The 12,910-nt window shown below is 60.7% G+C and carries 13 protein-coding genes and 1 pseudogene; 4 read left to right on the top strand and 10 right to left on the bottom strand.

Annotation, left to right across the window (positions count from 1 at the left end):
- The first annotated feature begins 64 nt into the window (after positions 1 to 64).
- Positions 65 to 511 carry a Fur family transcriptional regulator gene (locus tag GTA51_RS03930; RefSeq protein WP_160958867.1) on the top strand — a complete coding sequence of 149 codons (447 nt, stop codon included), beginning with the start codon at positions 65 to 67 and terminating at the stop codon, positions 509 to 511.
- 98 nt (positions 512 to 609) lie between these two features.
- Here the strand turns inward: GTA51_RS03930 and GTA51_RS03925 are convergent, their stop codons facing one another.
- Entirely contained in the window at positions 610 to 2,454 is a 1,845-nt protein-coding gene (locus GTA51_RS03925) for a SulP family inorganic anion transporter (RefSeq protein WP_160958865.1), read from the bottom strand.
- Between the two features lie 281 nt (positions 2,455 to 2,735).
- Between GTA51_RS03925 and GTA51_RS03920 the strand changes: the two genes are divergently transcribed.
- Positions 2,736 to 3,098 (top strand): hypothetical protein, encoded by a 363-nt coding sequence (locus tag GTA51_RS03920; protein ID WP_160958864.1) that lies wholly within the window; start codon positions 2,736 to 2,738, stop codon positions 3,096 to 3,098.
- A gap of 206 nt (positions 3,099 to 3,304) precedes the next feature.
- Here GTA51_RS03920 and GTA51_RS20875 read toward each other — a convergent pair.
- Both GTA51_RS20875 and GTA51_RS20870 read right to left on the bottom strand, forming a co-directional pair.
- Positions 3,305 to 3,553: pseudogene (locus GTA51_RS20875) on the bottom strand (methyltransferase family protein); the annotation flags it as partial.
- Positions 3,554 to 3,565: 12 nt separating this feature from the next.
- Positions 3,566 to 3,781, bottom strand: a complete 216-nt coding sequence (locus GTA51_RS20870; protein ID WP_246197961.1) for a hypothetical protein — start codon at positions 3,779 to 3,781, stop codon at positions 3,566 to 3,568.
- Between the two features lie 115 nt (positions 3,782 to 3,896).
- Between GTA51_RS20870 and GTA51_RS03910 the strand changes: the two genes are divergently transcribed.
- Complete coding sequence (locus GTA51_RS03910; RefSeq protein WP_211922423.1) at positions 3,897 to 4,451, top strand: hypothetical protein; 555 nt, start codon at positions 3,897 to 3,899, stop codon at positions 4,449 to 4,451.
- Positions 4,452 to 4,597: 146 nt separating this feature from the next.
- Complete coding sequence (locus GTA51_RS03905) at positions 4,598 to 5,119, top strand: hypothetical protein (protein WP_160958862.1); 522 nt, start codon at positions 4,598 to 4,600, stop codon at positions 5,117 to 5,119.
- Between the two features lie 115 nt (positions 5,120 to 5,234).
- Here GTA51_RS03905 and GTA51_RS03900 read toward each other — a convergent pair whose 3' ends face one another.
- From GTA51_RS03900 to GTA51_RS03870, 7 genes are all read right to left on the bottom strand, one after another.
- Positions 5,235 to 5,888 carry a CatA-like O-acetyltransferase gene (locus GTA51_RS03900; RefSeq protein ID WP_160958860.1) on the bottom strand — a complete coding sequence of 218 codons (654 nt, stop codon included), beginning with the start codon at positions 5,886 to 5,888 and terminating at the stop codon, positions 5,235 to 5,237.
- Between the two features lie 98 nt (positions 5,889 to 5,986).
- Positions 5,987 to 6,325, bottom strand: a complete 339-nt coding sequence (locus tag GTA51_RS03895) for a type II toxin-antitoxin system PemK/MazF family toxin (protein WP_160958859.1) — start codon at positions 6,323 to 6,325, stop codon at positions 5,987 to 5,989.
- Positions 6,322 to 6,567 (bottom strand): AbrB/MazE/SpoVT family DNA-binding domain-containing protein, encoded by a 246-nt coding sequence (locus GTA51_RS03890; RefSeq protein WP_160958857.1) that lies wholly within the window; start codon positions 6,565 to 6,567, stop codon positions 6,322 to 6,324. Before GTA51_RS03890 ends, GTA51_RS03895 begins: the two co-directional genes overlap by 4 nt.
- 368 nt (positions 6,568 to 6,935) lie before the next feature.
- Entirely contained in the window at positions 6,936 to 9,578 is a 2,643-nt protein-coding gene (gene alaS, locus GTA51_RS03885) for an alanine--tRNA ligase (RefSeq protein WP_160958856.1), read from the bottom strand.
- A 116-nt stretch (positions 9,579 to 9,694) separates the two neighbouring features.
- Positions 9,695 to 11,215: an HNH endonuclease gene (locus tag GTA51_RS03880; protein WP_160958854.1), complete on the bottom strand. Its 1,521-nt coding sequence runs from the start codon at positions 11,213 to 11,215 to the stop codon at positions 9,695 to 9,697.
- A gap of 98 nt (positions 11,216 to 11,313) precedes the next feature.
- Positions 11,314 to 12,381, bottom strand: coding sequence for a recombinase RecA (gene recA, locus GTA51_RS03875; RefSeq protein ID WP_160958852.1), 1,068 nt, complete (start codon positions 12,379 to 12,381; stop codon positions 11,314 to 11,316).
- A gap of 251 nt (positions 12,382 to 12,632) precedes the next feature.
- A complete protein-coding gene (locus GTA51_RS03870; RefSeq protein WP_160958851.1) occupies positions 12,633 to 12,896 on the bottom strand; it encodes a hypothetical protein in 264 nt (87 codons plus the stop codon).
- Positions 12,897 to 12,910 lie beyond the last annotated feature (14 nt).

Below are 12,910 nucleotides of genomic sequence, written 5' to 3'. Positions count from 1 at the left end.
CATTGACCCGGCGGCTGCGGGCCGCTACACTTGCCCCAATTGAAGGGAACAGGATTTTTGCCGCATGAAAGACCCCTATGCGCTGTTTGCCGATTTCGTGGCGCGCCAAAAGCTCAAGATGACGCCCCAGCGGCGCCAGATTCTCGACGTTTTTCTGGCCGAGGAAGGCCACCTCACGTCGGAAGAACTGTATCAAAAGGTCAAGACCGAGTTCCCGTCCATCGGACAGGCAACCGTCTATCGCACCTTGAAACTGCTGGCCGACTCGGGCCTGGCCAAGGCCGTGGAATTCGGCGACGGGGCCATGCGCTACGAGATCCTCTACGGCCAAAGCCACCACGACCACCTCATCTGCGAGGCCTGCGGCGTCAACGTCGAGGTGGTGGACCCGGCCATCGAGCGGCTTCAGGAAGAAGTGGCCCGGCGGCACGGCTTTGCCCTGACCGGCCACAAACTCTACCTCTACGGCCTGTGCCCGGAGTGCCGTAAAAAGCGCACGTCCTCGCTCTAAGGTCACGCCGCCGGGAACTTGCCGCACCGGTGGCCGCCGGAGTGCCGTAAAAGCGCACGCTCCCGCTCCAAGCCCGCTGCACCCGACCGCGCGCGCCCCTACTCCTGCCCGACCACTGCTTCGGGATCGGGCCGTTGCGGCATGGACGCCCAGCCGCCGGGACGCCCGGCGCATTCGGCAAAGACCCGGACGGCGCAGCAGGCGCAGCGTTCGGGGTCAAGGCGCGACACGATGCCGGCAATGGCCGATTCCTTGTTCGGAAACACATTTTCCGCCCCGATGCGGGCCAGACACCCGCCCCTTTGCAGCAGCTCCAGCACCTCGCGCTTGAGCGAACAGAAAAAAATCTCCCGTCCCGACAGTTTCATGGCCCCGGCTTCGTGAAAGAGCATGTGGCAGCCGCCGGCGTCGATGAAATTGATGCCCGAACCGAGGATAAGGATGTGGCACTGCTCGGGACTGTGGTTCACGATGCGGTGCAATTCCTCGGCGATGTGGTTGACGGCCCCGAAAAAGATCGAGCCGTCCAGGCGCAGGATTTTCAGTTGCGGGCACTCGGCCAGGGTCTTGCGCCGGATGTTGGTCAGAGCGCGGTGCGCGGTGCTCGGGTCCGGGGCCAGGGTGATGAAATGCGGATGGCTGGTGCGGCGCAAATACAGCAGCAGCGACAGCATCACCCCGGCATAGATGGCGAATTCAAGGGCCACAAACAGCGTGGCCAGAAAGGTGGCGGCCAGCACCCCGGCCTCGGACCGGTCCGTATGCAGGATGTGCCGGATGGCCTTGACGTTGACCAGCCCGGCTGCCACCAGCACGATGACCCCGGCCATGGCGGCATTGGGCAGATAGGCCGTGGCCGGGGCGATAAGCAGCAGCACGGCGGCCAGGAACAGGGCCGAAAAGACGGCCGCCAGCGGCGTCTTGGCCCCGGCGTCGAAATTGACCCCGGTGCGGGTGAACGACCCGGACGAGGCATAGCCCGAAAAAAAACTGCCGGCCAGATTGGCCAGCCCCTGGCCGATAAATTCCTGGCTGTTGTCGATAGCCTGCTCCGAGCGCACAGCCACGGCCCGGGCAATGGACACCGCCTCGGCCAGACCCAGCATGGCCACGGCCAGGGCGCCCGGAAACAGCACTCGGAAGGTGTCCAGGTTAAATTCCGGCAACGACAGCGGGGCCAGACTGGCCGGCAACGCCCCCACCAGCTTGGCCCCGTGGCCGGCCCCGTCCACCAGATGGCAGATGAAACTGCCGCCGATCAGGGCCAAAAGCAGGGCCGGCGAACGCGGCCACAGCCGGCGAAGGACCAGGGCGATGGCCAGGGTTGCCCCGGCAATGAAGGCCACATGGCCGTTTATGGCCGGAAAGTCGTGCACAAAGGTCGCCCAGGTCTCCAGGAACGACCCGCCGCGCGGCAGGGTGATTCCGAAAAAATGACCCAATTGGCTGGTGGCGATGAGAATGGCCGCCCCGGCCGTAAAGCCGGTCACCACCGAATGGGACACGAAATTGACCACCCCGCCCAGCCGGGCCAGGCCCAAACCAAACTGCACCAGCCCGCACAAACCAGTGAGCGCCAGCACGAGGCGGATGTATTCCGGCGAGCCGACCGGGGCGAGCTGGCTGACGTTGGCGTAGACCACAAGCGATATGGCCGTGGTCGGACCGGAGATGAGATGCCAGGAGGAGCCGAACAGCGCCGCCACCACCACCGGAACCATGGCGGCATAGAGACCGTACTGGGGCGGCAGCCCGGCAATGGCGGCAAAGGCCACGCCCTGCGGCAGCACGATGACCGCGCCGGTCAGCCCGGCCCACACATCGGCGGCCATGGTGCGGCGGTTGACCCTGGGCCACCAGCGCAGAAACGGCAGCAGGCGCGGCAGCATCGTTTTGACGCGGTCAAGCGACGTCTGGCGTCGCGGCAGTTCGCACTGTTCCATGATGACGGCCTCCGGGGCGGACAGGTCCGCACATCGACAATACCCGGCCGGGGCCAAGGGTCAAGCCGGCAAGGGGAACGGCGGCGGAATCAACCAGAACGTGTGCTCCCCCATGCGGTCATCGCCCAGGCTCGTGGCACCTCCCCTTGCCAAGACCCGAAAACCGTCTTAATCTAGAAGTCCTTTCCTCCATGGACGGAGCCGGTCCCTTTTGTTCGGGACCGCGAGGGCAGGCACGCTCGTGTCCCCGTCGCGCGGCGCATTGCGCCCGGAGTCCGCCCATGGCCGCCATTGCCGCCACCTCTCCCCTTGGGGCCTACCAGCGCGAGGCGTCACGCTTGACGCCCGCCATGCCCCGCGTGGATGGCAAAATCATCAACCGCCAGGGCGGCCTGACCATCGGCCCCTTTTCCGTGCGCTTTTCCGCCACGGACTACGAATTCGACCTCACCGGGGCATCGGCCCAGACACCCTTCACCGACGCCCTGGACGCCGCCGCAACCATCGCCAAGCTGGCCGAGACGCCGGCCCTGGACGCCGCGCCCGAACCCAACGCCCTGACCCGCCGCCAGGCCCTGGCCGGCTACGCCGCCGCTGCCACGGTCAAACCCGTCACGCCGATCATGTTCTCGGCGCGGGCCTGAGGCGCCGGAGGGAGGCTTGGGGAGGAAGGCAGAAGAGGCCTCCGGCGGCCGGGGGGGATAATCCCCCCCGGACCCCCTTGATAGGAGAAGTTTTTAAAGGGGTTATGGGGATGGCTGGCAATTTGGCCGGCTAAAGACCGGGGCAGTCGGGGGAGGCGTTTGGCGGGAACCACCGTTGCTCCGGCGGGCAAGCCGGTGGCGGGGCCTTATCCGTCCTCCTGGGTCCGGCCGAAGCGGGGTACGATGCCGCCGACACGCCGGCTATACGCTTTGTAGGCTTCGCCATGCAGATCGTGCAGCCAGGCCTCTTCGTGGGGAATGCACAGTTTGTAAAAGAGAGCCGCCACCACCGGTGCCAGCAACGCCAGCAACGTCCCCTGCATAAGCGCCAGCCCCGGCACGATGCACCAGACCCAGGCCGCATAGAGCGGATGGCGCACCACGGCAAAGATGCCGCGCGTGGCGAGTTATCCGGCGTCGATGGCCTTATAGACGGAAAACGTGCCCAAGGCGTAGATGACAAGCCCCAGGAACAGCAGGACACCGGCTGCAGCCAGGGCCAGCCGCTCGGGCACCAGCCGGTCGCAAAATGCGGCAAGTAAAATAGTATCGTAGAGAATCGCCAGCAGCCCATAGCAGATGGTGGCGCGGTACAGCATGGTCCCCATGCCCCAACGGTTCATGGCCTCACCTCCAAGGTCATGACCCGTTTGCACCGAAAAAACCGCCGTCTGTCAAGCCTGTTCCCGCCGGCTTGACAGACAGGCGCAGGCCAGGGCATCGCTTGTTCACTAAATCGTGCTGCACCACATCATCCACCTCCTTTTCGCCGCTCCGCTGCCCATGACCATGGCCTCGGTCATGGCGCTGGCGGCCGGCGTATCACTGGGTCTGTTTTGCAGCGCCTCACTCCAGGCCGCCCTGGCCATGGCCACCTCCGGCGGGGCGGCATTGTCGCTGTGCGACGCCTTGTCGCGGTTGGCCGAAGCGCGTCGGGCGCGCCGTATTTTTTCCCGTCGGGGATTCGATCCCCGCATCCTCGACGCCATGGCCGCGTCGCGCTGCCAGCGCGATGCCGCCCTCTACGCCGCCGGACAGGCCGGTTTTCTGCCCCAGGCCAAAGCCCACTACCGCACCCGGGGCTATGCGTGGTATCATCTGCTGCCACGCGGGATCGGCCGCACACCGTGGCGTCTGCTCACCCCACGCTTTCTCCAGGGAAGTTTCCTGGCTTTTCGACACAAGCCCCGGACGTATTCCTGTGCCCTGTCCCGGCGCGCCAACTGCCCAACAGCGGTTGCCATGCTCGACAAACCGCCGGCTCCTGCCGTATCCGAATCCGCTATGGTCTGAGCCAGAACGCTGCGTAAGCAGCCAAATCGGCCGTTTGCGCAGCGTCTGACGCATGCGGGCCGCCGACAAAACGTCACTGGAAATGGAATACGGACAAGGGCAACCCGCCAGCCATTCTGGCCAAACAGCAGAACCCAGAGGACACCATGGCCGCTCGGAAAAACTTCAGTTTGGTGTCGCAAGTACTCCTGGCGCTGACCAGCCGCTCTGGCATCATCGTCTTCAATCTCTTTTTGACGGCAGTCTCCGCCCTCTCGCTCTGGGTCATGATCCCGATGATCTATGACACCGCCAGCCACGGCCTGGAGCTTGAAAACATCTCGGAATATCTCGGCGTCATTCTCATCGGCTACGGCGTGGCCGTTGAAGAGCGGCAAACGTTTATGAGCATCTTCAAGCTCTACCCCGAATTCCAGTCGCCTTTCCAGACCACGGTTGACCATCTCTGCCACGAATACGGGCTGTGCTATCTTTTGCTCGGTCTTTTTATGGAAGCCTGCGTCGCCTGCATCAAAATCCCTGACGCCATTATTGATACGCAAAATATAGAGGACGTCATTTTTTCCATCAGCGCGCTGCTGTTGCTGGGTTGCACCCTGCTGATGGTTAACCAATCCTGGAAATTAGTGCAGCTCAAAGCGGGGGCGGCCGACGAACAGCACACATAGGAGGGGCTGGGCGGCATGGCATTGCTACATCTGCGACACCTTTGCGCGCAGGCTACCCGGGAAATCGCCTCGTGGTTGAGGATCGCGGAAAGAACCGCATGCCCTGGGCAGATGCTCAGGTGGCCGAAAACGACGCCTCAGGGTCACCCAGCACGGCTTCCAGGCGCGCAAAGAACAGGCCCACGTGTTTGCCGTCCACGAAGCTATGCAACCCTTCCAGCGCAACAGGCAGCGTCAACAGCCGCGTATCGATTTTTCCAAACACCACGCGCGGCACGGAATCCTGCCACGGGTCGCCCCAGGGATTGGATACGGCCGTAAAGGCGACATCCGGCAAATTACTCATATAGACCAGTCCCTGGCCCTCCGCGCCCGGCGGCGTCAGGGTCGGGTGGGCGTCTGCCGCGTCCCGGGCCGCCTGCAACGTTTGCGCGAACACGGCAAACGACGCATCATAGGCGGCGACGCAATTGCAATGCAGCTTTCCACCCTGGGGCACATACGTGAAGCCGGCGTCCACCGTGGCAAATTCCACCGGCCGCAGATCGACAAGACGCAGCCGCAGTTCCGCCACGCTGTTCACACTGTTCATGATGGCATAGTACAGGCAGTCAGACAGCTTCGGCCGCTTTTCCTTGCATTGCTTTCTATACAAAATAAGATTCTCGACAGAAACCTGCGTGGTCACAGCCAGACAGGGATTTCTCCGGCTCTGAAAGAACTGGAAATGCTGCTTTCGATCCCACTGGTCGATATCAATAAAACGCATGCTTGTACTCACTCAATAGGTTACAATACCATAGTTCTTACGAACGTGACCGGAGCCGCAGGCAGGCGGGAGGACGGTAAGCCGGGACCGCAGCGCCTTCACTCTGCCAACAGCACCGCTTCCAGCAGGCCGAGCACCTGCCCCACCACGGCGTCCGGGGCGCGGCCCTTGACCGTGACCCCGCGCGCGCGCCAGTCCAGGCTTTTGGTCTGATCGGCCAGCACCACACCGGCCACGCGCTCGCCAGCCGGGATCGCCACCTCGAAGGGATAGCCCTTGGTCTGCCCGGTCACGGGTGCGATAAAGGCAAAGCCCGTCACCCGGTTAAACGAAGCCGGCGAGAGCACCAGCCCAAACCGCGCTCCACGCTGCTCATGGCCGGCCTGGGGGTCGAAATCCAGGTGCACGAAATCGCCGCGCTCGGGAACCGCTGTCACAACAATTCCCGCCCCTGCGGTCCGTCCAGGTCGATTGCGCCGTGCCGATTGTCGTCGCGCACACCGGCCAGCAGCGTATTAAGATCATAGCGTGGCCGTTTGCAGGCCTTTTTGACCACAATACCCTCAGGCGTGGCCACCAGATCCAGCACGTCTCCGGCCGCGACCCCGGCCTCGGCCGCCAAATTCTTGGGAATGCGCAACCCCAGGCTGTTGCCCCATTTGCTTAACGTCACTTCCATACGCGTCCCTCCAACTTTGGATAGCCTTTGTATAGTCATGCTGGCGGCCTCGGTCAACGGGCGCAAAAAAGGCGGCCCTTTGCCGGAGCCGCCTTTCGCTTCTTCCTGGGGCCTTGCCGGACCCCAATCATTTCAAAAGAGCCTTCGAGAAAGAATCAGGCCCCGGGGTTTCCAAAGGGATTGCGCCTTCTTGGCCCCGGACCAACGGTGGCACCCGTCAAGCGCCCACGTCGTCCGCCCCTGTCCACAGCCGTCCACTCCCCAGACCCACAAAAAACTTCTCCTATCAAGGGGGTCCGGGGGGGATTATCCCCCCCGGCCGCCGGAGGCATCTTCTGCCTTTTCCTATTCCTCTTCCTCTTCCCTCGCTACCCCGCCACGGCCGCTTTGACCTTGGCGAAGGCTTCGTCGATGCCGGCCGGGTTCGTGCCGCCGGCCTGGGCCATGTCCGGCCGGCCGCCGCCGGAACCGCCGACTGCCGCTGCAGCGTCTTTAATGAGCGCCGGGGCTGTGAACTTGGCGTGCAGATCTTTGCTGACCGCCACAATAAGACTCACCTTGCCGCCTTCCTGCTCGGCCGCGATGGCGATGACGCCAGAGGGCAGCTTGCTGCGCAGATCGTCCATGGCGTCGCGCAGGGCCTTGACGCTGGGCGCCTCCACCCGGGCGCACAACAGCGGCACACCATTGACGTCTTCCAGGCCGGCCATGAGGTCGCGACCCTGGCCGGACGCCAGTTTGGCAGCGAGTTGCTCCTTGTCCTTGCCAAGCGCCTTGATCTCGTCGAGGAGCTTTTTGACCCGGCCAGCCAGTTCGCCCGGCTTGGCCTTGACGGTTCTAAGCGTCTCGTCGAGCTCGCCGCGCAGAGCGCGCACGTGGTTGAGCGCATTAACGCCCGTGGCCGCTTCGATGCGCCTCGTGCCGGCGGCTACGCCTGCTTCGGATAAAATGTAGAAGCTGCCGGCCTGTCCCGTGGCTTTAATATGCGTGCCGCCGCACAGTTCCATGGACACGCCCTGGACATCGACCACGCGCACTTCGTCGCCGTATTTTTCGCCGAAAAGCGCCGTGGCCCCCTTGGCCCGAGCCGCTTCGATACCGAGCACTTCGGTCACCACCGGGGCGTCCAGCAGGATCGCCGCGTTGACCTCGTCCTCCACCCGGGACAGTTCGTCCGGGGTCATGGCCGCGATATGGGAAAAGTCAAAGCGCAGCCGGTCAGGCGTCACCAGCGAGCCGGCCTGATTGACGTGGCTGCCCAGCACGTTTTTAAGGGCCTTGTGCAGCAGATGGGTGCAGGTGTGGTTGCGGGCGGTGGCGGCATGTACGGCAATGTCCACGGCCAGCTCGGCTTCCTGGTCGAGGAGTATCTCGCCGGTTTTGACCTCGATATGATGCGCCGTCAGCTCCGCCCCGGCCTTGATGGTGCCAATGACGGCCACGTCGCCGGTCAGCGTGGTCACAAGGCCCACGTCGCCGGCCTGTCCGCCGGATTCGCCGTAAAAGGGCGTCACGGCGCAGACCATGTAGCCGGTCTCGCCGGCCACCAGACGTTCGACCGCCAGCCCTTCGGCGGAAATGAGCGCATTGACCCGGCTTTGCGCCGTCAACTGGTCATAGCCCACAAAGCGCGACTTCATGCCGGATTCGAGCAGTTCCAGAAACAGCACGGCCGGGTCGGTTTCGCCGGAGCCCTTCCAGGCCTTTTTGGCCCGGGCCTTCTGCTCGGCCATGGCGGCCCGGTAACCGTCCTCGTCGGCCGTGATGCCGCGCTTGCCGGCCACGTCGTTGACGATATCCAGCGGGAAGCCGTAGGTGTCGTAGAGCTTGAAGGCAAATTCGCCGGTGATGACCGTCTCGCCGGCCGCTGTCATGCGGTCGAGTTCCTCGGCCAGAATGGCCAGCCCTTTATCGAGGGTGACGCTGAAACGCTCCTCTTCCTCGCGCACCACCCGTTCCATGAACTCGCGGCTGGCCCCAAGCTCCGGGAACGCCTCGCCCATGACATCGACCACGACGCCAGCGGTCTTATAGAGGAACGGATCGGACAGGCCGATGAGCTTCCCGAACCGCAAGGCCCGGCGAATCAGCCGGCGCAGCACATAGCCCCGGCCCTCGTTGGAAGGCATGACGCCATCGGCCAGCAGAAACGCCACGGACCGGCTGTGATCGCCGATGACCCGCAGGGCGGTGTCGTGCTCGTCGTTGTCGCCGTAGGTCACCCCGGCGATGGTGGCGGCCGAACTGATAATGGTCTGAAAAAGATCAATGTCGAAATTGGAATGCACGCCCTGGACCACGGCGGCAATGCGCTCCAGGCCCATGCCGGTGTCGATGCTGGGGCGCGGCAATGACACGCGGTTGCCCGGCTCGATCTGGTCGTACTGCATAAAGACCAGATTCCAGATTTCCAGATAGCGGTCGCAGTCGCACTGGCCGATGCCGCAACCCGGGCCGCAGCCCACGGCCTCGCCCCGGTCGTACATGATCTCGGAACAGGGGCCGCAAGGGCCGGTGTCGCCCATGGACCAGAAATTGTCCTTGTCGCCCAGGCGAAAGATGCGGTCGTCAGACAGGCCCGCGATCTTTTTCCACAGCCCGTGGGCCTCGTCGTCGTCAAGATAGACCGTGGCATACAGACGCGACTTGTCCAGGCCGATGACCTCGGTGAGGAACTCCCAGGCAAAGGTGATGGCGTCTTCCTTGAAATAGTCGCCAAAGGAAAAATTGCCGAGCATCTCGAAAAAGGTGTGATGGCGGGCGGTGCGGCCGACGTTTTCCAGGTCGTTGTGCTTGCCGCCCACGCGCAGGCATTTCTGCGAGGTGGTGGCCCGAACGTACCCGGGTTTGTCCTGGCCGAGAAAGACCTTTTTAAACTGGACCATGCCGGCGTTGGTGAAAAGGAGCGTCGGGTCTTCGCGCGGCACCAGCGGCGACGACGCCACCACCTGATGGCCCTTGGACGCGAAAAATTCCAGAAACTTGGCGCGAATCTCGGTAGCCGTCATCATTGTTTTTATGCCTCCACATGACGAAATAGGACGGAGATTCTTCGCTGTGAAGTTCCCCCATCAATAAAAAGCCCATTAAGACTAATGAGCTATGCTTGTGCTAGCGAGCGAAAACACTAGGTTGATAAAATACAAAGCGTATTCTTTTGATATGCGATTCGCAAACTGTCTTTGCTTCGTCTCATTCTGTAATCAAGTGGCCTCGCGAGCAATGCATCGTAATATCCAACAATTTCGACATTTGACAAGCCAGTGATTTCAAATTCCAGAGCATCACCCTTTCTCAAAAAAACATTCTGGAACAGACAACAAGCTCCAATTCGCACAGACTTTACAAAGCAAATTTCATTCTCAAGCTCGACAATTCTGCATTTAGTCGCTCCTAACGGGACGCGAACAAGACAATTTTCAGAACAAGACGGAGAACTGTTTTGCAGTATCTCACCATAATAAACCCAGTATCCATGCACAAAAAAATAAACATGCGGGCAGCTTCCACACATCCACTGCATATCCACAACGTAGCATCTTTTTGGATCAAATTTATGAAAAGCAAACAATTCACTATTATTGTTTACTTTGAGCGACATCTCTCGTGGTATAAAAAAATGACCGAAGCCGTAATAGTCCCGTTCAGAATCATCATATCGGTATCCCACGGAAGAATACTCACACCCTTCTTCAAGAGCGCCAACTTCATAATCAAGTGAGAGAGGATCATATCCTACCGGCCCAAGGAGACAGGCAGTCGGGACTAAAACAGACTCACCCGGAGCCAACATTATATGCTCTTCGGTAATCTCTGAATCAACACGCTCTTCATCAAGGGGCCACACAAAACCACTTGGCCGACTTCCCTCGATGCGAAATCTGTCGATACAAAATGAAAAATTGCTTCTATTTTCAATCTGAAGGAATACAAAATACGGTCGCCGGCAAATCGCTTCGACGAACCATTGGCCACCGCCGCATCCATCCCACACTTTTCTTACAAGACCGAAACTCTCAACATCAAAATTACTGTTGACAATTTTCATTAACAATTTTGACTCAATCGTCATCTTCCCAACATCTTGCCGAGTGAGTCTCCTGGAGTCACTATTGCGTAGCTCCGGATAATCGACCAACAATGCATCTTCACTGCCATATTCACCAAGATTCTTAAATCCAACATGACAAAACTCATCAGAAACGATAGCATCGACAAAGTCATATACACGATTCTTGTAGATGTAGGTGTATTTAAAAGGAGCCTCACCGATTCTCTTTTTAAACATCCGCTCGACAAGTTCAGGGCTCATCACAACCAGATAGCGAGTATAGCACTCTGGGAACTGATCTTTAACCGAAAGGGATAGCCGGCTATCCTCAATGGCCTTATAAAATTCGTCTCTTTGACGCCTTAATTCCTCTGGGGAAAACTTGGTCCCACGCGGGTGCTTTGGATTGTAATGTCCAGCACCCGCATGACAATCAAAACATAAACAAATGGCATTTTCTTCCGTATTCGGGCCTCCAACTGCCTCCTGGACAATATGGTGAACCTCGACATTCACACCTTTATAGCAGCCGCAAAGAGCACATCGCCTCCACGATTTAACTAACACGGCTTCTTTAACAGAAGGAGAAAAGGGCATTACAAAACAACCTCCCCACCTTTACTCAAGACATCAGATCTCGACAATGAACAGAATTGTTCTGCTCTGAGTATATTCGTTCTGCGACTTCTTTCTACCTACATCCCGTCTTCTTCTTCCAGCGCTTCAGGGGTGGGCGGCGGGGCGTATTCGGCAAATCCCAGATGTTCGCGCAGTTTGCCTTCGATCTGGTCGCGGATATCGGTATGTTCCTGCAAAAAGGCCCGGATATTGTCGCGGCCCTGGCCTAGGCGTTCGGAGCCAAAGGAGAACCAGGAACCGGACTTGTCCACGATACCGGCTTCGACGCCCATATCGATGAGTTCGCCTTCGCGGGACACGCCTGTGCCGTAGAGGATATCGAACAGGGCCTCACGGAACGGCGGCGCGCACTTGTTTTTGACCACTTTGACCCGGCAGCGGCTGCCGTAGGTTTCTTCTTTGTCTTTAAGTGTCTGGATGCGGCGGATATCCAGGCGGATGCTGGCGTAGAATTTGAGCGCATTACCGCCGGTGGTGGTTTCCGGGCTGCCGTAGCCGGTCATGCCGATCTTCATGCGGATCTGGTTAATAAAGATCACCGACGTATTGGATTTGTGAATGGTGCCGGTAAGTTTGCGCATGGCGTGGGACATGAGCCGGGCCTGGCCGCCGACTTGGGTTTCGCCCATTTCGCCTTCGAGTTCGGCCTGGGGAATGAGTGCAGCCACCGAGTCGATGACCACCACGTCCACGGCGCTGGAGCGCACCAGCAGATCGGCGATATCCAGGGCCTGTTCGCCGAAGTCGGGCTGGGCAATGAGCAGTTCCGGGGTGTTCACGCCCAGACGCCGGGCATAGTTGATATCCAGCGCGTGTTCGGCGTCGATAAACGCGGCCGTGCCGCCGAGTTTTTGGGATTCGGCGATGATGTGCAGGGCCAGCGTGGTTTTGCCCGAGGATTCCGGGCCGTAAATTTCGGTGATGCGCCCTTTGGGGATGCCGCCTATGCCGAGCGCCAGATCGAGGCCGATGGAGCCGGTGGGGATGGAGGCGATCTTGACGTGGGCCGAATCTTCCAGGCGCATGACGGCTCCCTGGCCGTGCTTGCGTTCGATGGTGGTGAGCGCGGTGGCGAGGGCTTCGCTGCGGAAATCTTCGGGGCTTAACGCGGGCTTTCGGGCCATATCGCCATGCTCCTGGCGTTGATTGTTGGGGCGTAAAGGAGAGCAACTAGCAAAAAGCCTGTCGCCCGGCAACTTCGTTAGCGCCGGGCGAAAGGGGGAAAGTGGCGTCCGGTTGGATCGGGCATCGCCCAAGGGTCTGTCCCGACCGGGAAAAGGCAGGGACACGCCGCAGCGGAACGGGGCGAGAAAAGGGGCTCAGCGCCCGCAGGCGCTGTTGGCGCGATGATCAAGCAGACGCTGGGCGGAACTGGTCAGGCGGGGACCGGCCTGGAGCTTGCCGGCTTTGCGCTGGGTACGGCCTTTTTTTCGCGGATGGGCATGGCCTTTTTTTCTCTGGCCAATTCCTCGACACCGACATGGAGCGTGGCCAGACTGCTGCTCAGGCGGCCGAACACCGACTCGATGTCTTGGAGCAATTGGCGAAGATACAGAAAATGCTCGTTCTGGGCGGCAAGGTCGGCCGCAAGCGACTGGCTGTCGCCCGCTTCACCGGCCGCAGGCAGATGCTGCAACATGGCGCGTCTCCGGC

The organism is Solidesulfovibrio aerotolerans (assembly GCF_009856865.1).
Lineage (GTDB): Bacteria > Desulfobacterota > Desulfovibrionia > Desulfovibrionales > Desulfovibrionaceae > Solidesulfovibrio > Solidesulfovibrio aerotolerans.
This window is presented reverse-complemented; position numbering and strand designations above follow the sequence as displayed.

Bases quoted from the DNA above. Each gene is read 5' to 3' on its own strand.
- GTA51_RS03930 (WP_160958867.1), top strand. From the start codon at position 65: ATGAAAGACCCCTATGCGCTGTTTGCCGATTTCGTGGCGCGCCAAAAG.
- GTA51_RS03925 (WP_160958865.1), bottom strand. From the start codon at position 2,454: ATGGAACAGTGCGAACTGCCGCGACGCCAGACGTCGCTTGACCGCGTC.
- GTA51_RS03920 (WP_160958864.1), top strand. From the start codon at position 2,736: ATGGCCGCCATTGCCGCCACCTCTCCCCTTGGGGCCTACCAGCGCGAG.
- GTA51_RS20870 (WP_246197961.1), bottom strand. From the start codon at position 3,781: ATGAACCGTTGGGGCATGGGGACCATGCTGTACCGCGCCACCATCTGC.
- GTA51_RS03905 (WP_160958862.1), top strand. From the start codon at position 4,598: ATGGCCGCTCGGAAAAACTTCAGTTTGGTGTCGCAAGTACTCCTGGCG.
- GTA51_RS03900 (WP_160958860.1), bottom strand. From the start codon at position 5,888: ATGCGTTTTATTGATATCGACCAGTGGGATCGAAAGCAGCATTTCCAG.
- GTA51_RS03890 (WP_160958857.1), bottom strand. From the start codon at position 6,567: ATGGAAGTGACGTTAAGCAAATGGGGCAACAGCCTGGGGTTGCGCATT.
- alaS (WP_160958856.1), bottom strand. From the start codon at position 9,578: ATGATGACGGCTACCGAGATTCGCGCCAAGTTTCTGGAATTTTTCGCG.
- GTA51_RS03880 (WP_160958854.1), bottom strand. From the start codon at position 11,215: ATGCCCTTTTCTCCTTCTGTTAAAGAAGCCGTGTTAGTTAAATCGTGG.
- recA (WP_160958852.1), bottom strand. From the start codon at position 12,381: ATGGCCCGAAAGCCCGCGTTAAGCCCCGAAGATTTCCGCAGCGAAGCC.
- GTA51_RS03870 (WP_160958851.1), bottom strand. From the start codon at position 12,896: ATGTTGCAGCATCTGCCTGCGGCCGGTGAAGCGGGCGACAGCCAGTCG.